The organism is Mycobacterium sp. EPa45 (assembly GCF_001021385.1).
GTDB lineage: Bacteria > Actinomycetota > Actinomycetes > Mycobacteriales > Mycobacteriaceae > Mycobacterium.
In genome coordinates, this window is the sequence record NZ_CP011773.1 from 5,849,641 (window position 1) to 5,871,013 (window position 21,373).

A 21,373-nucleotide genomic window follows, 5' to 3' on the forward strand; every position below is an offset into this window, starting at 1 on the left:
ACGTTCCGCCGCTGAAGAGGTCATGTTCTCCAGTATGGGAGCGGCGATGAGCGGTTCCTATGGCATTCCTATGCGCCCACTGTGAAACCGCACGCATAGTGAGCGCTGACCGAGGACACAGCGGGCGCACAGCTTGACTGCCCACCGTGGGGGCATGAGTGTCGAACAGCAGCCCGTATGGGGAGCGCCTGCGGAGCACCCCAAGACCTGGTCAACCCGCACGACTGTGGCTGCGGTCGCAATCGCGGCCGCGCTTGCCGCGGTCGGTGGCGCGGTGGTGTACGCCGCTACCGGCGGTGGCGGACACGCGGGCGGCCCGCCCGGTTGGGGTGGCGGCGGGCCGGGTGGTCCCGGTGGCCCGGGTGGCCCCGGCGGCTTTCAGCGGCCGCTGCACGGCGAGAACGTCGTCTCCGACGGCAAGGGCGGATTCACCACCGAACTGACCCAGACCGGCGACGTCACCGCCGCGTCGGACACCTCGGTCACCGTCCGCAGCCAGGACGGCTACAGCCACACCTACGTGCTGAACACCGACACCCGTAAGCCGCCGCAACCGCTGCAAACCGGCAGCCAGGTTTCAGTGAAGGCGACCGAGCAGGGCGGCGCGGCTACAGCGACGGTCGTGATGCCCGCCAGATAATCGTTCGGTGAACTTTTTCGAGGTCATCGAGACGGTGGGCAAAGCGATCGACGCGACGGGGGTCGCCGCCATCGCGATCGGAGCGTTGCTCTCCGCTGCGGGTGTGCTCCGGCGCTTGCGAACCGGCGACGCCTATCGGGCGTTCCGCCAACAGCTCGGACGTTCGATCCTGCTGGGACTGGAACTGCTGGTCGCCGCGGACATCATCCGCACCGTCGCCGTGACACCGGACGCCCGCAGTGTGGCGGTGTTGGCCGGCATCGTGCTGATCCGGACGTTCTTGAGTTTCTCGCTGGAGCTGGAGATCACCGGCTATTGGCCGTGGCAGAAAAACCGCCAGCCGCAAGCCACGCCTGACCCCGCCGAGCCGACGCCCGGGACAGCCACGCATCCGCAATGAGCTCACGCAATTCGGCTCGCCCGATTTCACCGAGACGGCCGGCGCGGACGAGCACCGACGGATGCCCACCGAAATGTTCGGTGGTGAAGAACGGTGAGTTCGGGTCCTGGACGAGGCTGAGCTTGTCGGCCTCGGACTCCACCCAAAGGATGACATCGGTGTAGCGTTCGCCGGTTTCCGGATCGGCCGCGTCCGGCCGCGGAGTGCGGAAGTACACGAACGACTTTCCGCCGACCTGATAGATCGGGTTGCCCTTGGGGCCTTCGATCCGGGTGACGTGCGGCATCGACGCCGCGAACTCGTGGACATCGCTGACCTTCGCCGGACGGTCATGCATACCTTGACGCTACCGGTTCGCAATGATGCGGATATGGACGAAAAGCGGCATGCCCGGCGCACACGGATCTTCGATGCGATCCGCAAGACTCCCCCGGAACCGCTTGGTCCGCCGGATTCCCACGACCAGGCCGAGGTGGCGGCGATGCTGCGGGAGATCGGTATCGCACTGATCGAGGTAGAACAGCCGACGCAGCTGGTGTTTTCACGGCTGATGGAGATCGCCACGCAGTACACCACCCAACCCGTGCGCCTGGTCGTGTTGCCCACTGTGCTGATGATTCAGGTGGGCACCGTCGGCTATGAGGTCGACACCTCCACGACGTACTCGCTGCAGCTGGACATGGCCGGGCGCATCGACGACATCGCCAGCCTGGCCGCGGTCGGCGCGATCACCCCCGCTGACGCGATCGCGGCGATATCCCAGGCGCGCAGTCTGCGCCCGCGGTTCGGTCCGGTCACGACCACGCTCGGATATGCCCTCACCACAATCGGTTTCGGCATGATCATCAATCCGACCTGGGCATCGCTGCCGGGGTACCTGTTCCTCGGCCTCATCGTCGGGGCAATCGCCCAACTCGGCAGGCCCTTCCCGTCGCTGAACCCGGTGCTGCCGACCGCGGCGGCGATGATCGTGACGATGCTGGCGACCTGGTTCGTCGCGGACACCGCCAACGACGGCCTGCTGCGCGTGATCGCCCCAGCACTGGTCGCGATGCTGCCCGGAATGTCGCTGACCATCGGCGCGATGGAGCTGGCCAGCAACCAGCTGATCAGCGGCACCAGCCGGCTGGTCTACGGCGTCGCCCAGCTGGCGCTGCTGGTGTTCGGGGTGGCATTGGGCGTCCACGTGGCGGGAGAGGTCAGCCCGCAGACTCCGTCGACGCAAATGGGTCCGTGGTCGTTGTACGTGGCGATCATCGTGGTGGCGATCGGGCTCTACGTGTATCTATCCGCCCCGCGCGGATCGCTGATCTGGCTCGCGGCCGCCATCGGAGTTGCACTCGTCGGTCAGGCAATCGCCGGAAAGTTCGTCGCCGCAGCCTATTCCGGCTTCATCGGCGCCTTCCTGACCGTTCCGTTCGCAATGCTCGCTGCCCGGATCAGAACCTCTCCGCCGGCAATCGTGATGATGCTGGCGGCGTTCTGGGCCCTGGTTCCCGGCGCGCTGAGCTTCGAATCGGTGAGCGTGGCCGCGACCGGCACCCGCGTCGGCACAGCGAGTCTGGGGGTCACCGGTGCGGCAATCCTGTCGATCGCGTTGGGCACCGTGATTGGCTGGAGTGTGTTCCATACCATCGACAGCCGGTTGCCGTGGCCGAAAGGATTGGCTCAACCAACCGTACGGTAGGTTCACCGGGGTGGACGAGCTGAGCGCAGTCAGCGCATGGATGTCGAAGCAGGGCCTGGGTGAGGGCCCGCTCGAAAACGTCTCCGAAATCACCGGCGGCACCCAGAACGTCATGCTCCGCTTCACCCGGTCGGACCGCGAGTACGTGTTCCGCCGAGGCCCCCGCCACCTGCGTCCCGTGAGCAACAAGGTGATCCTCCGGGAGACCCGGGTCCTGCACGCACTGGCCGGCACCGATGTCCCGCACCCGCGGTTGATTGCAGTGTGTGACGACACGTCCGTGCTGGGCGAAGCGGTGTTCTATCTGATGGAGCCGGTCGACGGATTCAACGCCGGATCGGTGCTGCCGCCACTGCACGCCAATGATCCCGGCATCCGGCACGGAATGGGCCTGTCGATGGCCGATGCGGCGGCCAAACTCGGCGCCGTCGACCATGTCGCGGTCGGCCTGGCCGATTTCGGCAAGCCCGACGGATTCTTGGAACGCCAAGTGCCGCGGTGGCTTTCCGAGCTGGAGTCCTACAGCGGGTTCGACAACTACCCGGGGCCCGACATCGGCGATGTCGACGCCGTCGCCACCTGGCTGCAGAAGAATCAGCCCGCCACGTGGCAGCCGGGCATCATGCACGGCGATTACCACGCTGCCAACGTGATGTTCTCGCCGACCGGCCCCGAGGTGGTGGCGATCGTCGACTGGGAGATGTGCACCATCGGCGATCCCCTGCTGGACCTCGCCTGGATGCTGGCCACCTGGTACTCGCCGGGCCGCGACTCGGTGCTGGGCAACGCCCTCATGGGTGCCGGCGACCTGGCCGGCCCTGACGAGCTGATCGAGCGCTACGCCCAGAACACCACCCGCGACCTGTCCAATATCGACTGGTACACGGTGCTGGCCTGTTTCAAGCTCGGCATCATCCTCGAGGGTTCGAATGCCCGGGCCGCTGCAGGCTTGGCGCCCAAGGAAATTGGCGACCACCTACACACCGCGACGGTGCGCTTGTTCGAGCGAGCTGTGGCACTGATGGAGGGACAACGATGATCGATTTCGAGATTCCCAGCGACACCGCGGCGTTGCGCGACGAGATTCGCGCGTTCGTCGTCGACAAAATCATTCCCTACGAACGAGATCCGCGCATCACGCGGCACGGACCGAACGAGGAGCTGCGCACCGAACTGGTCGGACTGGCACGGGACGCCGGCCTGCTGACCTTCCAGGCGCCGCACCGATTCGGTGGCCGTGAGCCGTCCCACCGCGACCAGGCGGTGCTCTTCGAAGCCGCCGGCTGGTCCACGCTCGGCCCGGTCGCGCTGAACTGCGCAGCGCCCGACGAGGGCAACATGTTCGTGCTGTCCAAGATCGCGACCGAAGAGCAGGCAGAGAAGTTCCTGGTTCCGGTGATCGACGGCAGGCAGCGGTCGGTGTTCGCGATGACCGAGCCGGGCGGGGCCGGATCCGACCCGAATCAACTTGCCACCGAGGCTGTTTTCGACGGCACCGACTATGTGATCAACGGCCGCAAGTGGCTGATCACCGGTGCCAATAAGGCACGGACGTGGATCATCATGGCTCGGGTAGCGCCGAATCCCCATGGTGCGGACGGCCCGACGTTGTTCCTGTGCGATGGACAGACGCAGGGCATCGAGCTCGAGCGGGTGATGGACACCATGGACCGCAATTACGTCGAGGGCCACGGCGTGATCCAGTTCAACAACCTGCGGCTGCCCGCCTCAGCGGTGCTCGGCGAGGTCGGCCAGGCCTTGCGCTACGCCCAGTTACGCTTGACGCCGGCTAGATTGACCCACTGTATGCGGTGGCTGGGTGCGGCATCACGAGCGCACTCGATCGCGGTCGAACATGCCCGAACGCGCACCGGTTTCGGCAAGCCGCTCGGAGAGCATCAGGGCGTGAGCTTCATGCTGGCCGACAACGAGATCGCACTGCAGCAATGCCGGCTGGCGATCTGGTGGGCCTGCTGGGCGCTGGACACCGGGGCCAAGGGCCGCCACGAGAGTTCGATGGTGAAGGCCTACGTGTCCGAGGAATTGTTCAAGGTGGCCGACCGCTGCGTGCAAATCCTGGGCGGCATGGGCATTTCCGACGAGACACCGGTCGGCATGATCTTCTCCGATATGCGCGCGTTCCGGATCTACGACGGCCCGACCGAAGTGCACAAGTATGCAATCGCCCGCCAGGTACTGAGGAACCCGTCATGAGCATCCTGGATAACTTTCGGCTCGACGACAAGGTTGTCATCGTGACCGGCGCGTCGTCCGGATTGGGAGTGTCGTTCGCGAAGGCCTTCGCCGAGGCGGGCGCCCACCTGGTGCTGGGCGCCCGGCGGGTGGAGCAGATGGCGGGCACCGCGGCGCTCGTCGAAGAGGCCGGCCGCAAGGTCTACACCCGCAAGACCGATGTGGTCGATCCCGACCAGTGCCAGCAGCTGGTCGAGTCGTCTATGAAGGAATTTGGCCGGGTCGACATCTTGGTCAACAACGCCGGGGTGGGCACCGCGGTGCCGGCCACCCGCGAAACGCCCGAACAATTCCGCAAGGTCGTCGACGTGAACCTCAACGGTTCGTACTGGATGGCACAGGCTTGCGGTCGCGTCATGCAGGCCGGGAGCTCGATCATCAATATTTCCAGCATTCTTGGCATCACGACCGGCGGTCTGCCGCAGGCCGCGTACAGCGCGTCGAAAGCCGCCGTGATCGGCCTGACCAGGGATCTGGCCCAACAGTGGGGACCGCGCAAGGGAATTCGCGTCAATGCCCTCGCTCCCGGCTTTTTCCAGAGCGAGATGACCGACGAATATCAGCCCGGCTACCTCGAGACCCAGCTACCACGCGTCATGCTGGGCAGAATGGGGGATCCCGCCGAATTGGCCGCTACCGCAGTCTGGCTCGCGTCGCCGGCTGGTGGGTATGTGACGGGCCAGACAATTGTTGTCGACGGCGGGCTGACCATCACCTAGTGATAACGATCACGCGTCAGTTCAGCGCCTCTTAGGACTCTCACATGATTGTGACACCCGCCCTTAAGACCGATCTGGGACTCTCGTTTCATGGGGTTCGACCTGTACGTGGTGTCGGCGGTCATCGCGACCGTCGGCGTCTGGCTGGTCAGCCCGCGCTTTCAGTCCTATGACCCGCCGGGCGACCTCGCCCGCGGCTTTTGGTCGGTGGTCGCCGGAGCGCTCTGGCCACTCATCTTGGTAGGCGCCGCTCAGGTCGTCGCCGTTCGCTACCTCGCGCGCCGTTCCACCCACGTCGAAGCGATGGATCTCGGTCCGTCAGTCGCTCTGCCGCACGCCAGCTTGCGTTCCTGACCGTCGCACACGCTCGACGCACGGCTGTTTGCGTGGAAATCTCGTCCCACCGGCCGAGTGTCGGCGACTATTGACTCCTAACGAAAAGGAGATCGTCGATGATGATGCGCCAAAGACTGGCTTCGGTGGGTTTTGCGGCCATCGCAATGACCGGCATCATGCTCTCGGCCGCAGCGACAGCCTCTGCTGACGACTCGGGGAGCGGCCTGTTGTGGCCGGACCCCAACGAGCCGTCCTACTGGGATGCCAACGAGAATCCCGGCAGCACGGGGCCGGCGCCGCTGCCCACCGACGATCTGTATTGGAAAGAAGGCCAGGACGCGGGCGGCACGGGCAATGCGCCGCAGCCGAGCGGTCCTGAGTACACCGATGAGGGTGAGAACGCCGGAGCTGTCTAGCCCGGGCCGATTACGACGACCAGACGAGTAGCGCGTCGCTGCGGGATAGCTCTGCCCGCGCGCGGCGTTCGACCAGGAGCGGCACGAACTCGCGAATCCGGCTGTCCTGGAAGCGTTTGTGGGCTTCGGCGACGGTCTGCGCTACATCGTCACGAGGTACCTCGGCATAGGCCGCGGCCAGGCGGTCCACGAGCTGCTCGATCAGCATAAGTTCACTTACGTTTCCCACTCTGACTACTTTGCTGGATCCCACAGGGCCCGTCAATTGGATGTTCGTCACGCCGGAATGCACCCCAAATCGAGGTCCGGGAATCGGGCGCGAACGGGCGGCGAGGGCGGGGCCGACGGGTGGGAATGGTGGCCCGGGCGAGAGTGAGTGCGCCCGAAGGGATTCGAACCCCTAACCTTCTGATCCGTAGTCAGATGCTCTATCCGTTGAGCTACGGGCGCCGTCTGTCTTCAATTGTTCGTGGCTGACGAATCAGCCGCGGCGGAGGCGAGAGGATTTGAACCTCCGGTCCCCTGTAAGGGGGACAACTCATTAGCAGTGAGTCCCATTCGGCCGCTCTGGCACGCCTCCTGAACTACCTGAGCGTACCGGAGCCTGACAGATGCCCCGAACCGCCGATGGATGAGAGTACACAGCGGTGACGGCTCGTGGCAAAGCAGCTTCCGGCCGGACCCTAGACTTGACCGAGTGACCGCCCGTCTGCGCCCTGAACTGGCCGATCTACCGGCCTACGCCCCGGGTAAGACGGTCCAGGGTGCGATCAAGCTGGCCAGCAATGAAACGGTGCACGGCCCGCTGCCCGGTGTGCGCGCAGCCATCGCCGCCTCGGCCGAGACCATCAACCGCTATCCCGACAACGGCTACGTGGAGCTCAAAGGGCACCTGGCCAAGCATTTGGACAAAGACGGGCCTTTCGCCCCGGAGAACATCGCGGTCGGCTGCGGGTCGGTCAGCCTGTGCCAGCAGCTCATCCAGATCACCTCATCGGTCGGTGACGAGGTGGTGTTCGGCTGGCGCAGCTTCGAGATCTACCCGCTGCAGGTACGGGTGGCCGGCGCCACCGCGGTCCAGGTGCCGCTGCGCGACTACACCTTCGACCTCGACGCGATGCTGGCCGCGATCACCGACCGGACCCGCCTGATCTTCATCTGCAATCCGAACAACCCGACCTCGACCGTCGTGGACCCTGAGGACCTGGCCCGGTTCGTCGCCGCGGTGCCGTCGGACATCCTCATCGCCATCGACGAGGCCTATGTCGAATACATCCGCGACGGCATGCTTCCCGACAGCCTGGGCCTGATTCGGAGCCACCCCAATGTCGTTGTGTTACGCACTTTTTCGAAGGCGTACGGCCTGGCCGGACTGCGTGTCGGCTACGCCGTCGGGGACCCCGACGTGATCACCGCGCTGGGCAAGGTCTACGTGCCCTTCAGCGCGACCACGGTCTCGCAGGCCGCCGCGATCGCCTCGCTGAGCGCCGCCGACGAACTGCTGGCGCGCACCGACACCGTCGTCGCCGAACGCCGCCGGGTCTGCGCCGCGCTCACCGCACTGGGTTACACGTTCCCGCCGTCACAGGCGAACTTCGTGTGGCTGCCGATGACGCCTGAGCAGACACCCGACTTCGTCGAGCAGGCCGCGGACGCCCGCGTGCTGGTGCGTCCGTACGGCACCGACGGTGTCCGGGTGACGATCGGCGCGGCCGAGGAGAACGACGCGTTCCTGGCGTTCGCCGGGAAGTGGATCGCTACCCGCTGACGGGCGTCCTGCCGGTGAAGGCCACCAGCCGGTCCAGTTTGGAGGCGTGCTCGGCGACATCGACAGGGTCGTCGAAGCCGGCTCGGACACGGCCCTCCGGGGTGATGATGCGGTGCGCCAGGCCCGAGACGTACTCGGTCAACGAATCCGGGGCATCGATCGGACGACCGATCGCCGACGCGTAGTCCCACGCGTGGATCAGGAATTCAATCGAGAGGATGCCGGCCATGAGCTGCGCGGGCGCCTCGTTCTCGCCGAACGGAACCGTGCCGTCCAGCCCGCGGCGTCGCCAGGCGTCGACTGCAGGCCGGGCAGCGGCGATCACCTGGCGCTCGACGGAGTCATCGGGGTTGCGCTCCGGGATCTGCGCGCCGGCCGCACCCCCGAGCAGCGTGATCGAATTGAGTAGGTGATCGGTGAGCCCGGCGACGTCGAACTCGCGGCACGGCGTCTGCTTTTTTAAATCATCGGAAGCAATACCGTGCATCGCTTGTTGGAGAACCTGTAGCGATGCTTCGGCACTGGCCAGTTCGTCGGTGGGCGGAGCTTCCGGTCCTGAGGTCAGTTCGTCAGCCATGCCCCAACCGTACGACCAGCGGCCGACAGAATAGTGTTCGGTGGGGTGCCACGAGGAAGGGACGCGCAGCATGGGCAAGATCTATGACAACGTCACCGAGCTGGTCGGCCACACGCCGCTGGTCCGACTCAACCGGCTGACCGAGGGCCTGGATGCCCAGGTCGCGGTCAAGCTCGAGTTCTACAACCCGGCCAACAGCGTCAAGGACCGCATCGGCGTGGCGATCATCGACGCCGCGGAGGCGTCCGGTGAGCTGAAGCCCGGAGGCACCATCGTCGAGGCCACCAGCGGCAACACCGGTATCGCGCTGGCGATGGTCGGCGCGGCCCGCGGCTACAAGGTGATCCTGACGATGCCGGAGACGATGTCGACCGAGCGCCGGGTGATGCTGCGCGCCTACGGAGCCGAGATCGTCCTCACGCCTGGCTCCGAGGGCATGGCCGGCGCGGTGGAGAAGTCCCGCCAGATCATCGCCGAAACAGAGAACGCCGTCTCGGCGAACCAGTTCGGAAACCCGGCCAACCCGGCCATCCACGAGAAGACCACCGCCGAAGAAGTCTGGAACGACACCGACGGCAAGGTCGACATCTTCGTCGCGGGCATCGGCACCGGCGGGACCGTGACCGGGGTGGGCCACGTGTTGAAGCAACGCAAGCCTGACGTCCAGATCGTCGGGGTCGAGCCCAAAGACTCCCCGCTGCTCACCGAGGGAAAGGCCGGCCCGCACAAGATCCAGGGCATGGGCGCCAACTTCGTACCCGAGGTGCTCGATCGCGGCGCCTACGACGAGATCGTCGACGTCGAACTCGACGACGCCATCAGAGTGGCCCGCGACCTGGGAACAGACGAAGGCATCCTGGGCGGCATCTCGTCCGGCGCGATCGTGTGGGCAGCACTGGAGATCGCCAAGCGCCCGGAGAACGCCGGCAAGCTCATCGTGGCGGTGGTGTGCGACTACGGCGAGCGCTACATCTCCACACCGCTTTTCGAGCACATCCGGGACTGATTTCATGGGCCTGCTGTCGACACTGCGTGAAGACCTGAGCAACGCGCGCAGTCATGATCCGGCTGCGCGCGGTGACGTCGAGAACGCGTTGGTGTATTCCGGCCTCCACGCAATCTGGTCCTATCGGCTGGCGCACCGCCTGTGGGCCAAGCCGGCATTGCGTGGTGTGGCACGGGTGCTGTCCCAGTTGACCCGTTGCGCCACCGGAATCGAAATCCATCCGGGGGCCGCCATCGGCCGCCGGTTCTTCATCGACCACGGAATGGGCGTGGTGATCGGCGAGACCGCGGAGATCGGCGACGACGTGATGCTCTATCACGGTGTGACGCTTGGCGGGCGGTCTCTGCAACACGGCAAGCGCCATCCCACCCTCGGGAATAGGGTGGTCGTGGGCGCCGGGGCAAAAATATTGGGCCCCTTGGTGATTGGTGATGACAGTGCCATCGGCGCGAATGCCGTGGTGACTCACGACGTGCCGGCGGACTCGATCGCCACCGGCATCCCCGCCGTAGTGCGTCCGCGCACGGAAAAGCAGCGCGAACAGCTGGTGGACCCGACGACATACGTCGACCCGGCCATGTACATCTGAGCGGGCATCGAATCCCGCTGATCCGAATTGTCTGATCCTGCCCCGCTCGGGATTAGCGTCTGCAGGCGCGAATCCAGCGAAAGGGCACCATGTCGAACCAGATTGATCAGGGCACTGCCCCGGATGCGGTGGATAGTCCGCACCGCAAGCTTCGCGGGACGCTCGGCGTGTGGGGCATCGTCTTCGTGGTGGTGGCCGCCGCCTCCCCACTCGGCGTCATGGGCGGCCCGGTTCCGCTCGGCATCGCCAACGGCAACGGGATCGGTTTCCCCGCCATATTCGTCGTCAGCACGCTGATCATCCTGCTGTTCGCAGTCGGATTCACTGCTCTGACGCCCTATGTTCCCGACGCGGGCGCCTTCTACTCCTACATCGGCAAGGGGCTGGGCCGGGTAACCGGTTTCGGCTTCGCGTTCGTTGCGCTGATCTCGTACCTGACGCTGGAGATCGCCGTATACGGCCTGATCGGTCAGGGCGCCCAGGCCTTGTTCACCTCCTATGGACTTCCCAATATCCATTGGGGCATATGGGCTTTCGTCGCATTTGCGATCGTGACGGCACTGGGCCATTTCAACATCGACCTGTCGCGCAACGTTCTCGGCGTCCTCCTGATCGGCGAGGTGGCGATCGTGCTGGCACTCGACGCCGCCGTCGTCGTCAGCGGCGGCCACGAAGGTTTGTCCACCGGCATCGTGGCGCCATCTGAAATCCTCTCGGGCGCACCAGGTATCGCGTTGCTGTTCGCGATCCTGAGTTTCATCGGATTCGAGGCCACCGCGGTGTTCCGCGACGAGGCGCGCGAGCCACTGCGCACCATCCCGAAGGCCACCTATCTGGCCGTCATACTGATCGGGGTGTTCTACACGGTCTCGACATGGGCGCTCATCAGCGCGGTGGGCGACAGCAAGGCCGTCGAGCAGGCCCAGGCCGACCCGTCGGCCCTGCTGCCGGATGCGACTGAGCAATACCTCGGCGCTGTTGGCCTCCACATCGTCCAGGTGCTGTTCGTCACCAGCCTCTTCGCCTGCATCCTGTCGTTCCACAACATCGTCGCGCGTTACGTCTTCACGCTGTCCAACCGCCGGGTGTTCCCGAACCGGTTGGGGCAGGCGCACGCCGCGCACGGCTCTCCGCACGTCGCCTCCGGGGTCGACGCGATCGTCGTGGCGGTGGCCATCGTTGTGGCGGTCCTGTTCCAGCTCGACCCGGTGACGCAGTTCTACACCTGGCTGGCCGGCATCTCCACCGTCGGCATCACGATCCTGCTGATCGCCACCACCATCGCCGTGCTCGCCTTCTTCGTCCGCCGCAAGCGTGCCGGCCGGCTGGAGGTGTCGACCTGGCGCGCGTTCGTCGCACCCGGCCTGGGCCTGCTCGGCCTGTTGATCTCCTTCGCGCTGATCCTGCAGAACCTGCCGGGCCTGGTCGGCGACTCGACACCCATCGCGATCGGCGTCGTCGCGCTGCTGGTCGCATTCTTCGCCCTGGGCGCCGGTATCGCCGCACGCCGACCACACGTGACCCTGGAGTGACGCAGGCGCCGCCGGGCGTCGTAGCCTTCAGGGCATGAGCCAGCAGTATGAATCCCTCACTGTCGAGGTCAAGGACCACGTCGCCCAGGTCACGCTGATCGGCCCGGGTAAAGGCAACGCCATGGGCCCGGCGTTCTGGACCGAGATGCCGGTAGCCTTCGGCGAGCTGGATGCCGATCCTGACGTCCGGGCAATCGTGCTGACCGGCTCCGGCTGCAACTTCAGCTACGGCCTGGACCTGATCGCGATGGGCGACACCATCGGCGGTGCGATGTCCGGAGAGGTGACGGCCCGGCCTCGCGTTGAATTCCACGGCAAGCTCAAGCGCATGCAGCAGTCGATCACCGCGGTGGCCGACTGCCGCACCCCGACGATCGCGGCCATACACGGGTGGTGCATCGGCGGGGGCGTCGACCTCATCAGCGCGGTCGACATCCGCTACGCCAGCGCCGACGCCAAGTTCTCGGTGCGCGAGGTCAAGCTGTCGATCGTCGCCGACGTCGGCAGCCTCGCCCGGTTGCCCTACATCCTGTCCGACGGACATCTTCGCGAATTGGCGTTGACAGGCAAGGACATTGACGCGGCACGCGCCGAGAAGATCGGTCTTGTCAACGACGTCTACCCGGACCCGGATGCCACGCTGGCCGCAGCCCACGAGACTGCAGCCGAGATCGCCGCGAACTCGCCGCTGGTGGTGCACGGCATCAAGGACGTCCTCGACGAGCAGCGCACCGCCGACGTGGCGGCCAGCCTGCGCTACGTCGCGGCCTGGAATTCGGCGTTCCTGCCCTCCAAGGACCTCAACGAGGGCATCGCGGCGATGTTCGCCAAACGCAAGCCGGAGTTCACCGGCGAATAGCCGCTACTTGCCCGCCTTCACGGCCGGTGTCGCCTTGGGCGTCGCCAGCGCGGTCGGCTCATCGGTCGGCTGCGTGGTCGTGGTTGCACCGAGGTTCATTCCGGCGACGGCCGGTGATGAGAAGGTGGGGAACTTCGTTTCCGAACCGGAGTCCGCGGTGAGGTTTCCGGTTATCGAGGCCGGGGCGGGGTGAGTCAACCCGAACAAGCCGAGGACGGCGATCGCACCGCCACCCACGACAACACCCAGCAACCTCTTATCCAGAGCCAAGCTATTCCGAAGTTTCTGTGGGGTGGACATGTTGAACAGCACCTTTCGGGAATTTTTAGACGGCGCCACCCCGCCGGGCCAGTCAGCAGAATTGGTCCGGCAACCTTTCGGGCGCCTATATCCTTTGTATGCCCCGACACGGGTCGAATGCACGCGTCCCAAGCTGATCCACAGACGTCCTGATCCCGCTCCACAGCTGATCGGCAGCGGCCGTCAACTCGGAAGGCAAACCTGAGCGGTGGCGGAGGGATTTGAACCCCCGGACGGTGTTAGCCGTCTCTCGCTTTCAAGGCGAGTGCATTAGGCCGCTCTGCCACGCCACCGCCGACAAGAGTAGCGGTTAGACGCGGCCGACCCTTGCCGAGCTGCCACCGTTCTTCAACGCCGCACTGATGCGGCGGCAGTTCTCCCCCATCGCCGCCATCTGCGGACGAGACAGCGGCGTCAGAAAGTTTTCCCGAACACCCTTGGCGTAGGTCAGCATCGCGTCCTCGACCACCTCACGACCAAGGTCGGTGATGCTCGCCAAGACTCCGCGGCCGTCGTCCGGACTGGCCTCTCGACGCACCAGGCCCGCCGTCTCCAACCGACGAATCTGACGCGTCACCCGACTCGGCAGCGACATGATCTGTTCGGCCAGATCTCCCATCCGTGCCGCGCCGGTCTCCGAGTTGTCCAGAATTTCCAACAGCCGGACGTCAACCAAGCTCAACTTGTGCTTGTCGACGAGCCCCCGATTCAGTGTTCCGTACAGACGCAGTGCGGCGTCGAGGAAGTTCTGCCAAGACCTTTCCTCGGCTATATCCAACCCCGGCATCTCACTAGCGGTCCGCCCCGCAATGATCCCTCCCATTGCGCAATCGTAAGCGACACAGCGCCGTACAAGGCCGGAATGACTCGGGAGTAACCTGACGCCCATGTTGGCCATCGTCGCTGAATCTCCCGATCGACTGACCTGGAGCGAAGTGCCTGACGTGTCGCCCGGACATGGCGAAGTTCTGATCAAAGTCAGCACCGCGGGTATCAACCGTGCCGACCTCCTGCAAGCGGCCGGGAATTACCCGCCGCCCCCGGGAGCCAGCAACATCCTGGGCCTCGAAGTTTCCGGCGTGATTGCGAACGTTGGTGACGGCGTCTCGGGATGGACTGTCGGACAAGATGTTTGCGCCCTGTTGGCCGGAGGCGGTTACGCCGAGTACGTCGCGGTCCCCGCCGGGCAGGTGATGCCGGTTCCGCTCGGGGTCTCGCTGCCCGACGCGGCCGCGCTGCCGGAGGTCGCCTGCACGGTGTGGTCCAACATCGTGATGACCGCCCGCCTGGCCGAGGGCGAGTTGCTGCTCGTCCACGGCGGCGCCAGCGGGATCGGCACGCACGCGGTCCAAGTGGCCACCGCTCTGGGCAATCGTGTGGCGGTGACCGCGGGCTCGCGATCGAAGCTCGAACTGTGCGGCGAACTGGGCGCCGACGTCCTAATCTCTTACCGCGACGAGGATTTCGTCGCACGCGTCAATAACGAAACAGACGGTCGCGGGGCCGACGTCATCCTCGACATCATGGGCGCGGCGTACCTCGATCGCAATCTCGATGCGCTCGCACCAGACGGCCGGATGACGATCATCGGCATGCAGGGCGGCATCAAAGCCGAATTCAATATCGCCAAGGCGGTCGCCAAGCGGCTGCACGTGATCGGTACGTCGTTACGCGGCCGGCCCGTCGACGGTCCGCACGGCAAAACGGCCATCGTCGACGAAGTGGTGTCATCGGTCTGGCCGATGATCGCCGACGGCCGAGTCCGTCCCATCATCGGTGCGAGGTTCCCGATCGCCGAGGCCGCCGAAGCGCACCGAGTGCTGTCCGCCGGGGAGACGTTCGGGAAGGTCCTGCTGACTGTCAGCGAGTGACGCCGGCTGAAATTCAGCCCAGTGACGCCAGCGCCCGCACCAATTGATCGACTTCGGCCATCGTCGAGTAATGCGCCAGCCCCACGGTGACCGCACCACCGATGTCGTTGACGCCGATGACGTCGAGCACACGTGAGTTGGCATTGCACACGGCCAGGATTCCGTTGTCGGCAAGCCGCTGGACCACCCGTTCGGCGGGCACTCCGGTCACCGCGAAACTGACCACCGGGATGTGCGCCTCCGGCCGGCCGATGACCATGACCAAGGGCAGCGATCGCAGCGAGGTCATCAGATAGTCGAACAGGCCGTTGAGGTAGGAACCCGCGGATTGCATTGAGACAGCAAGTCTTTCGCGGCGGCTTCCCCGCGCGGCCTCATCCAGTCCGGCCAGATATTCGATGCTGGCGACCACGCCGGCCAACAGACCGTACTGATGACCGCCGAGTTCGAGCCGTTCCGGTCCGCTGGCGTAGGGATTCATCGACACCGACCCGAAGCTGTCGATGAGCGACGGGCTGCGGAACACCAGCGCGCCGATCGGTGGGCCGCCCCACGCCGGTGCGTTGAGCGCGATGACATCGGCTTCTGTCTCGTTGAGGTCCATCAGCTGATACGGGGCGGCAGCCGAGTGATCCACGACGACGAGTCCGCTGACATCGTGGACGAGTTTGGTCACCGCATTCACGTCGGTGATCGTGCCCAGCGTCGAGGATGCCGACGCCATGGCCACCAATCGGGTGGGCGGCGTGATCAAGCTCTCCCACTGCCACGACGGCAGCTCGCCGGTCTCGATGTCGACCTCGGCCCACTTGACCTTGGCCCCGTATCGGTTGGCCGCCCGCAGCCACGGCGCGATGTTCGCCTCGTCGTCGAGCCGGCTGACGACCACCTCGTAACCGATGCCCGCGCGGGACGACGACGCGTCGGCCAGCGACGTCAGCAGGATCGAGCGATCGGCTCCGAGCACGACCCCGCTCGGATCACCGTTGACGAGGTCCGCGACCGCCCGGCGGGCGGCGTCCAGAACGGCGACGCTGCGCCGGGCCGACGGGTGCGGACTGGCCGTATTCGGGACCGAGCCGCGGAACGCCGTGGAGACCGTGGTGGCGACCGACTCGGGGATCAACATCCCGGCCTGAGCGTCGAAACGCATCCAGCCGTCGCCCAACGCGGGGTGCAGACCACGCACCCGGGCGACGTCGTATGCCATGAGCCCACCTTAGAGCGTCGGTGATTGCGCTATTGAGACAGCGAGGGCGCCTGCGGCCCTCGCCGATGGGCGATAAGGGCAGGTTCACCTGGCCAGCCATACTAGTCCAGTGAGCTTCGGGTTCGGAGTCCTGATCGCGGTCTTGTTGCTGATCCTGCCGGGTGCGGTGGTGGCGCTGGCCGGGCGGCTGCGCTGGTACGTCGCACTAGGCGTTGGGCCGGTGCTGACGTACGGCGTTGTGGGCCTGGCCATCATCCCGTTCGGTGCGATCGGCATCCCTTGGAATGTCTGGACGGCGCTGCTTGCACTGGCCATCGTGACAGCAGTTGTGTTTGGTTTGCGGGTTCTGCTTGCCCGGTATCGTGCCGCCGACCCGGCTGTCGACGAGGTGTCGCTGTGGCCCGCCCTCATGGTGGGGGCCGGGGTGCTCTTGGGCGCACTGTTCGTCGGTGTCGCGGCCTGGCGCGGGATGCCGTACTGGCAATCCATCCCCAGTAACTGGGACTCCGTCTGGCACGCCAACACCATCCGTTGGATCCTCGACACCGGCCAGGCGTCGTCGACGCACATGGGTGAACTACGCAACGTCGAAACCCACGCAGAGCTGTACTACCCCTCGGTCTTCCACGCGCTGGGCGCTGTATTGGCTCAGCTGACCGGCGCCGCGCCCACCACGGCGTACACCCTGAGCTCGCTGGCCGGAGCGGTGTGGCTGTTCCCACTCAGCGCGGGGCTGCTGACGTGGCAGCTGCTGCGGTCCTCCGGCGGGCAGGAGCGAAGCGACCGGGGGATCAACAGAGCGTCGCAGTGGCGCACCGCGGGAGCCGCGGCTACCGCAGCCGCGCTGTCGGCCTCCTTCACCGCGGTGCCCTACGTCGAATTCGACACCGCCTCGATGCCGAACATGGTGGCGTACGGCCTCGCCATACCGGCCTTCGTGTTGGTCACGTCGTCGCTGCGGGACCGCGACCGCATACCGCTGGCGGTGGTCTCGCTGGTCGGGGTGTTCTCGGTGCACATCACGGGTGGCGTCGTGGTGGTCACGTTCGTGGTCGCGTGGTGGCTGCTGGAAGCGCTGGTACGGCCGGTACTGGGCCGGCTGCGCGACTTCCTCACGCTGGTGGTCATTGCCATTCCGACGTTGGCGGTGCTGCTGCCCCAGTTCCTCGGGGTGCTGCAGCAGGCCGAGGTCATCGCCGGGCACGCCTTCGTCACCCACCAGGGCCGCAAGCGGACGCTGTTCAATGCGGTCGTCCAGCACACCCGGCACCTCAACGACTATCCGATCCAGAACGTCATCATCGCGCTGGCCGCTGCCGGCTTCGTCCTGCTGCTGACCAGGCGGATCTGGTGGCCGGCGGCGGTGTGGCTGGTCCTGATCGTGGCGATCGTGCACTCCGGGGCGCCATTCGGCGGTCCGGTCGGTGAGATCGTGGGTAAGTACAGCGACCTGTTCTACAGCGACCCGCGGCGGCTGTCGGCGGTGGTCACGCTGCTGCTGACGCCGATGGCCGGGTACGCCCTGTACTCGTTGGCGTTGGTGGTGGTCGCGGGAGCTCGCCGGCTGACCCGGCGGTGGGCCGCCGCGCGGGAGCCCGACCGCGGATTCTGGATCGGCGCGACCGCGGTGCTGCTGGTCGCCGTGGTCTTCGGGCTGACCTGGCACTACTTCCCGCGGCACCGGTACCTGATGGGCGAAAAGTACGACCGCGTGATCGTCGACAACAAAGATCTGGAAGCGATGGCGTACCTGGCCACCTTGCCCGGGGCCCGCGACACCCTGATCGGCAATGCGAACGTCGACGGCACCGCGTGGATGTACGCGGTGGCCGGTCTGCACCCGCTGTGGACGCACTACGACTACCCCGTGCAGCAGGGTCCGGGCTACAACCGGTTCGTGTTCTGGGCCTACGCGGATGACGCCGACCACGATCCACGGATCGCCAAGGCGGTGGAGGCACTCAACATCCGCTATGTGTTGACCAGCGCACCGGTGGTTCGCGGGTTCGTCATGCCCGACGGACTAGTGTCACTAGACAAGTCCAAGTCGTGGGCGAAGATCTACGACAACGGCGAGGCCCGCATCTACGAATGGCGCGGATCTGCGCCGCAGGACACCCAATAACCGTGGGACACGAGGGAACGCTTAACGCATGACAGCCAACGCAGACGACGACAACATCGAGATCATCACCGGCGGCGACGAGGGCGGGGACGAGGATGGCCGCGCCGTGACCGACCTGGTGGAGCAGCCGGCCAAGGTGATGCGCATCGGCACCATGATCAAGCAGCTGCTCGAGGAGGTGCGGGCCGCGCCGCTGGACGACGCCAGTCGCAGCCGGCTCCGCGAGATCCACGCGACGTCCATCCGTGAACTCGAAGACGGCCTCGCCCCCGAGCTGCGCGATGAGCTCGAGCGGCTGGCGCTGCCGTTCACCGACGACAGCATCCCGTCGGACGCCGAGCTGCGGATCGCGCAGGCTCAGCTGGTCGGCTGGCTCGAGGGTTTGTTCCACGGGATCCAGACCGCACTCTTCGCTCAGCAGATGGCGGCGCGCGCTCAGCTGGAACACATGCGTCAAGGTGCGCTGCCCCCGGGCATCGCGCAGCCCGGCCCCCCCGGAGTGCCCGGTCACGGCACCGGGCAGTACCTGTAGACATAAGACGCACCGGTGTCCTCCCCCGACCCCTACATCGAAACCCGCGACGCCTGGGTTGAGTTTCCGATCTTCGACGCGAAGACGCGGTCGCTGAAGAAGACCTTCCTGGGCGCCGCCGGTGGCGCGATCGGGCGTAACACCGAGAACGTCATCGTCATCGAGGCGCTGCGCGACATCACGCTGTCGCTGAAGATGGGCGACCGGGTGGGCTTGGTCGGCCACAACGGCGCGGGCAAATCCACGCTGTTGCGGCTGCTGTCGGGGATCTACGAACCCACTCGCGGGTCGGCCACTGTGCGGGGCCGGGTCGCGCCGGTGTTCGACCTCGGCGTCGGGATGGACCCGGAGATCTCCGGCTTCGAGAACATCATCATCCGTGGCCTTTTCCTGGGGCAGACCCGTAAGCAGATGATGGCCAAGGTCGACGAGATCGCCGACTTCACCGAGCTCGGCGAATACCTGTCGATGCCGCTGCGGACGTACTCCACCGGTATGCGCGTGCGACTGGCCATGGGCGTGGTCACGAGCATCGACCCGGAGATCCTGCTTCTCGACGAGGGCATCGGCGCGGTGGATGCGGACTTCCTGAAGAAGGCGCAGTCCCGGCTGCAGCGTCTGGTAGAGCGGTCCGGAATCCTGGTCTTCGCCAGCCACTCCAACGAATTCCTGGCACGGCTGTGCAAGACCGCCATGTGGATCGACCACGGCACCATCAAGATGTCCGGTGGCATCGAAGATGTCGTGCGGGCTTACGAGGGTGAGGATGCGGCCCGGCATGTGCGAGAAGTGCTGGACGAGCACAAGTCCGATTGGTCCGACGGGGTCGCCACCCCGTGACCGAATTGGTGTGCGCCGTCGTCGTCACGCATCGGCGTCCCGATGAGCTGGCCAAGTCCCTCGACGTACTGTGCACACAGACCCGGATGGTCGACCACCTGATAGTCGTCGACAACGACAACGACGAGCGGGTGCGCGACCTCGTCGTGGGCCAGCCGGTCCCGTCCACCTACCTTGGTTCCCGCCGAAACCTCGGCGGTGCAGGCGGTTTCGCGTTGGGCATGCTGCATGCGCTGACGCTGGGTGCGGATTGGGTGTGGCTGGCCGACGACGATGGCCGACCCAAGGACGCCGAAGTGTTGGCGACGCTGCTGGATTGCGCTTCGCGGCATCAGCTGGCGGAGGTGTCGCCGATGGTGTGCGATCTCGACCAGCCGGACCGGCTGGCCTTTCCGCTGCGCCGGGGCCTGGTGTGGCGGCGGCACGTCTCCGAACTCGGCGATCAGGACCTGCTGCCCGGGATAGCGTCACTGTTCAACGGTGCGCTGTTTCGCGCTTCCACGCTGGAATCGATTGGTATACCGGATATTCGCCTCTTCATCCGCGGCGACGAGGTGGACATGCACCGCAGACTGGTGCTGTCGGGGCTGCCGTTCGGGACATGTCTGAAAGCTACATATCTGCATCCCCAAGGCAGTGACGAGTTCAAGCCGATTCTCGGTGGCCGCATGCACACCCAATATCCCGATGACCCGACCAAGCGATTCTTCACCTATCGCAACCGCGGCTACCTGCAGGCGCAGCGGGGCATGCGCAAGCTGGTGCCTCAAGAGTGGGTGCGATTCGGATGGTTCTTTTTAATACAGCGCCGCGACCCGAAGGGCTTCGCCGAGTGGATCCGGCTGCGGCGCCTGGGTAGGCGGGAAAGGTTCAGTAGATGACGTTCGTAGACGCCGCCGCACAGTCGAAGACCTTCACCCGCGCCTGGGGTGACCTGCTCGACGGGTACCGCAAGCGCGAACTGTGGTTGCACCTCGGTTGGCAGGACATCAAGCAGAAGTACCGACGCTCGGTGCTCGGCCCGTTCTGGATCACGATCGCGACCGGAACCACGGCCGTGGCGATGGGCGGGCTGTATTCGCAGCTGTTTCACCTCAAGCTGTCCGAGCACCTGCCGTACGTCACGCTCGGGCTGATCATCTGGAACATGATCAACGCCGCGATCCTCGAGGGCGCTGACGTGTTCATCGCCAACGAGGGCCTCATCAAACAGCTTCCGACGCCGCTGAGTGTGCACGTGTACCGCCTCGTGTGGCGGCAGATGATTCTGTTCGGGCACAACATCGTCATCTACGTGGTGATCGCGATCATCTTTCCGAAACCCTGGTCGTGGGCGGACTTGTCGGCAATCCCGGCCCTGCTGCTGATCATGCTGAACTGCGTATGGGTGTCGTTCTGTTTCGGCATTCTGGCGACCCGCTACCGCGATATCGGGCCCCTGTTGTTCTCGATCGTGCAACTGCTGTTCTTCATGACGCCGATCATCTGGAACGACAACACGTTGCAGCAGCAGGGTGCCGGCAAGTGGGCCAAGATCATCGAACTCAACCCCCTGCTGCATTATCTCGACATCCTGCGCGCTCCCCTGCTGGGCGCTGACCAACACTTGCGGCACTGGGCGGTCGTGATCGGGCTGACGGCGCTCGGCTGGCTGGTGGCGGCGTTCGCGCTGCGGCAGTACCGGGCTCGCGTGCCGTACTGGGTCTGACTTTT

Annotated in this window: 25 protein-coding genes and 3 tRNA genes; 19 read left to right on the forward strand and 9 right to left on the reverse strand. The window is 65.6% G+C overall.

Going from position 1 to position 21,373, the window contains the following annotated elements; genetic code table 11:
- Positions 1 to 154: 154 nt before the first annotated feature.
- Both AB431_RS27825 and AB431_RS27830 read left to right on the forward strand, forming a co-directional pair.
- Complete coding sequence (locus tag AB431_RS27825) at positions 155 to 640, forward strand: hypothetical protein (protein ID WP_047332670.1); 486 nt, start codon at positions 155 to 157, stop codon at positions 638 to 640.
- A 7-nt stretch (positions 641 to 647) separates the two neighbouring features.
- The gene (locus AB431_RS27830; protein ID WP_047332671.1) at positions 648 to 1,040 is read left to right on the forward strand and encodes a DUF1622 domain-containing protein; all 393 of its coding nucleotides are present in this window, start codon (positions 648 to 650) and stop codon (positions 1,038 to 1,040) included.
- Here the strand turns inward: AB431_RS27830 and AB431_RS30230 are convergent.
- Positions 946 to 1,377: an MmcQ/YjbR family DNA-binding protein gene (locus AB431_RS30230; RefSeq protein ID WP_082135826.1), complete on the reverse strand. Its 432-nt coding sequence runs from the start codon at positions 1,375 to 1,377 to the stop codon at positions 946 to 948. The genes AB431_RS27830 and AB431_RS30230 overlap by 95 nt on opposite strands.
- Before the next feature lie 33 nt (positions 1,378 to 1,410).
- Between AB431_RS30230 and AB431_RS27835 the strand changes: the two genes are divergently transcribed.
- From AB431_RS27835 to AB431_RS27860, 6 genes are all read left to right on the forward strand, one after another.
- Positions 1,411 to 2,727 carry a threonine/serine exporter ThrE family protein gene (locus AB431_RS27835; protein ID WP_052960491.1) on the forward strand — a complete coding sequence of 439 codons (1,317 nt, stop codon included), beginning with the start codon at positions 1,411 to 1,413 and terminating at the stop codon, positions 2,725 to 2,727.
- A gap of 40 nt (positions 2,728 to 2,767) precedes the next feature.
- Entirely contained in the window at positions 2,768 to 3,766 is a 999-nt protein-coding gene (locus tag AB431_RS27840) for a phosphotransferase family protein (RefSeq protein WP_144418532.1), read from the forward strand.
- Positions 3,763 to 4,941 (forward strand): acyl-CoA dehydrogenase family protein, encoded by a 1,179-nt coding sequence (locus tag AB431_RS27845; protein WP_047332673.1) that lies wholly within the window; start codon positions 3,763 to 3,765, stop codon positions 4,939 to 4,941. Before AB431_RS27840 ends, AB431_RS27845 begins: the two co-directional genes overlap by 4 nt.
- Entirely contained in the window at positions 4,938 to 5,699 is a 762-nt protein-coding gene (locus AB431_RS27850) for an SDR family NAD(P)-dependent oxidoreductase (protein WP_047332674.1), read from the forward strand. The genes AB431_RS27845 and AB431_RS27850 overlap by 4 nt, the downstream gene beginning before the upstream one ends.
- 90 nt (positions 5,700 to 5,789) lie before the next feature.
- A complete protein-coding gene (locus tag AB431_RS27855) occupies positions 5,790 to 6,053 on the forward strand; it encodes a hypothetical protein (RefSeq protein ID WP_047332675.1) in 264 nt (87 codons plus the stop codon).
- A 98-nt stretch (positions 6,054 to 6,151) separates the two neighbouring features.
- Positions 6,152 to 6,451, forward strand: coding sequence for a hypothetical protein (locus AB431_RS27860; RefSeq protein ID WP_047332676.1), 300 nt, complete (start codon positions 6,152 to 6,154; stop codon positions 6,449 to 6,451).
- Between the two features lie 10 nt (positions 6,452 to 6,461).
- Here the strand turns inward: AB431_RS27860 and AB431_RS27865 are convergent, their stop codons facing one another.
- From AB431_RS27865 to AB431_RS27875, 3 genes are all read right to left on the reverse strand, one after another.
- Entirely contained in the window at positions 6,462 to 6,659 is a 198-nt protein-coding gene (locus tag AB431_RS27865; RefSeq protein ID WP_047332677.1) for a three-helix bundle dimerization domain-containing protein, read from the reverse strand.
- A gap of 169 nt (positions 6,660 to 6,828) precedes the next feature.
- Positions 6,829 to 6,901 (reverse strand) — tRNA-Arg (locus AB431_RS27870).
- 41 nt (positions 6,902 to 6,942) lie between these two features.
- Positions 6,943 to 7,031, reverse strand: a tRNA-Ser gene (locus tag AB431_RS27875).
- Between the two features lie 117 nt (positions 7,032 to 7,148).
- Here AB431_RS27875 and hisC point away from each other — a divergent pair.
- Positions 7,149 to 8,219, forward strand: a complete 1,071-nt coding sequence (gene hisC / locus AB431_RS27880) for a histidinol-phosphate transaminase (protein WP_047332678.1) — start codon at positions 7,149 to 7,151, stop codon at positions 8,217 to 8,219.
- Here the strand turns inward: hisC and AB431_RS27885 are convergent.
- The gene (locus tag AB431_RS27885; RefSeq protein WP_047333868.1) at positions 8,209 to 8,796 is read right to left on the reverse strand and encodes a TIGR03086 family metal-binding protein; all 588 of its coding nucleotides are present in this window, start codon (positions 8,794 to 8,796) and stop codon (positions 8,209 to 8,211) included. The two genes, hisC and AB431_RS27885, sit on opposite strands and share 11 nt — an antisense overlap.
- A gap of 70 nt (positions 8,797 to 8,866) precedes the next feature.
- Between AB431_RS27885 and cysK the strand changes: the two genes are divergently transcribed.
- From cysK to AB431_RS27905, 4 genes are all read left to right on the forward strand, one after another.
- A complete protein-coding gene (gene cysK, locus AB431_RS27890; RefSeq protein WP_047332679.1) occupies positions 8,867 to 9,802 on the forward strand; it encodes a cysteine synthase A in 936 nt (311 codons plus the stop codon).
- A 4-nt stretch (positions 9,803 to 9,806) separates the two neighbouring features.
- Entirely contained in the window at positions 9,807 to 10,391 is a 585-nt protein-coding gene (gene epsC / locus AB431_RS27895) for a serine O-acetyltransferase EpsC (protein WP_047332680.1), read from the forward strand.
- Between the two features lie 89 nt (positions 10,392 to 10,480).
- The gene (locus AB431_RS27900) at positions 10,481 to 11,923 is read left to right on the forward strand and encodes an APC family permease (RefSeq protein ID WP_047332681.1); all 1,443 of its coding nucleotides are present in this window, start codon (positions 10,481 to 10,483) and stop codon (positions 11,921 to 11,923) included.
- A 34-nt stretch (positions 11,924 to 11,957) separates the two neighbouring features.
- Positions 11,958 to 12,782 (forward strand): crotonase/enoyl-CoA hydratase family protein, encoded by an 825-nt coding sequence (locus AB431_RS27905; protein WP_047332682.1) that lies wholly within the window; start codon positions 11,958 to 11,960, stop codon positions 12,780 to 12,782.
- A 3-nt stretch (positions 12,783 to 12,785) separates the two neighbouring features.
- Here AB431_RS27905 and AB431_RS27910 read toward each other — a convergent pair whose 3' ends face one another.
- The 3 genes from AB431_RS27910 to AB431_RS27920 form a co-directional block, all read right to left on the reverse strand.
- Positions 12,786 to 13,082, reverse strand: coding sequence for a hypothetical protein (locus tag AB431_RS27910; RefSeq protein WP_144418390.1), 297 nt, complete (start codon positions 13,080 to 13,082; stop codon positions 12,786 to 12,788).
- Between the two features lie 206 nt (positions 13,083 to 13,288).
- Positions 13,289 to 13,375: transfer RNA gene (locus AB431_RS27915), tRNA-Ser, on the reverse strand.
- 17 nt (positions 13,376 to 13,392) lie between these two features.
- Positions 13,393 to 13,905 carry a MarR family winged helix-turn-helix transcriptional regulator gene (locus tag AB431_RS27920; RefSeq protein WP_047332684.1) on the reverse strand — a complete coding sequence of 171 codons (513 nt, stop codon included), beginning with the start codon at positions 13,903 to 13,905 and terminating at the stop codon, positions 13,393 to 13,395.
- Positions 13,906 to 13,969: 64 nt separating this feature from the next.
- Between AB431_RS27920 and AB431_RS27925 the strand changes: the two genes are divergently transcribed.
- Positions 13,970 to 14,953 (forward strand): NAD(P)H-quinone oxidoreductase, encoded by a 984-nt coding sequence (locus AB431_RS27925; protein WP_047332685.1) that lies wholly within the window; start codon positions 13,970 to 13,972, stop codon positions 14,951 to 14,953.
- Positions 14,954 to 14,966: 13 nt separating this feature from the next.
- On the opposite strand, the gene AB431_RS27930 is transcribed toward AB431_RS27925, so the two are convergent.
- A complete protein-coding gene (locus AB431_RS27930; protein WP_047332686.1) occupies positions 14,967 to 16,163 on the reverse strand; it encodes a cysteine desulfurase-like protein in 1,197 nt (398 codons plus the stop codon).
- 109 nt (positions 16,164 to 16,272) lie between these two features.
- Here AB431_RS27930 and AB431_RS27935 point away from each other — a divergent pair, with 109 nt between their 5' ends.
- Genes AB431_RS27935 through AB431_RS27955 form a run of 5 tightly spaced genes read left to right on the forward strand, consistent with a single transcriptional unit; the run spans position 16,273 to position 21,368 of the window.
- A complete protein-coding gene (locus AB431_RS27935; RefSeq protein ID WP_047332687.1) occupies positions 16,273 to 18,288 on the forward strand; it encodes a DUF6541 family protein in 2,016 nt (671 codons plus the stop codon).
- A gap of 28 nt (positions 18,289 to 18,316) precedes the next feature.
- Positions 18,317 to 18,820, forward strand: a complete 504-nt coding sequence (locus AB431_RS27940) for a bacterial proteasome activator family protein (RefSeq protein WP_047332688.1) — start codon at positions 18,317 to 18,319, stop codon at positions 18,818 to 18,820.
- Between the two features lie 15 nt (positions 18,821 to 18,835).
- Positions 18,836 to 19,660 (forward strand): ABC transporter ATP-binding protein, encoded by an 825-nt coding sequence (locus AB431_RS27945; RefSeq protein ID WP_047332689.1) that lies wholly within the window; start codon positions 18,836 to 18,838, stop codon positions 19,658 to 19,660.
- Positions 19,657 to 20,541, forward strand: a complete 885-nt coding sequence (locus AB431_RS27950; RefSeq protein WP_047332690.1) for a glycosyltransferase — start codon at positions 19,657 to 19,659, stop codon at positions 20,539 to 20,541. The genes AB431_RS27945 and AB431_RS27950 overlap by 4 nt, the downstream gene beginning before the upstream one ends.
- Positions 20,538 to 21,368, forward strand: coding sequence for an ABC transporter permease (locus tag AB431_RS27955; protein ID WP_047332691.1), 831 nt, complete (start codon positions 20,538 to 20,540; stop codon positions 21,366 to 21,368). Before AB431_RS27950 ends, AB431_RS27955 begins: the two co-directional genes overlap by 4 nt.
- Positions 21,369 to 21,373 lie beyond the last annotated feature (5 nt).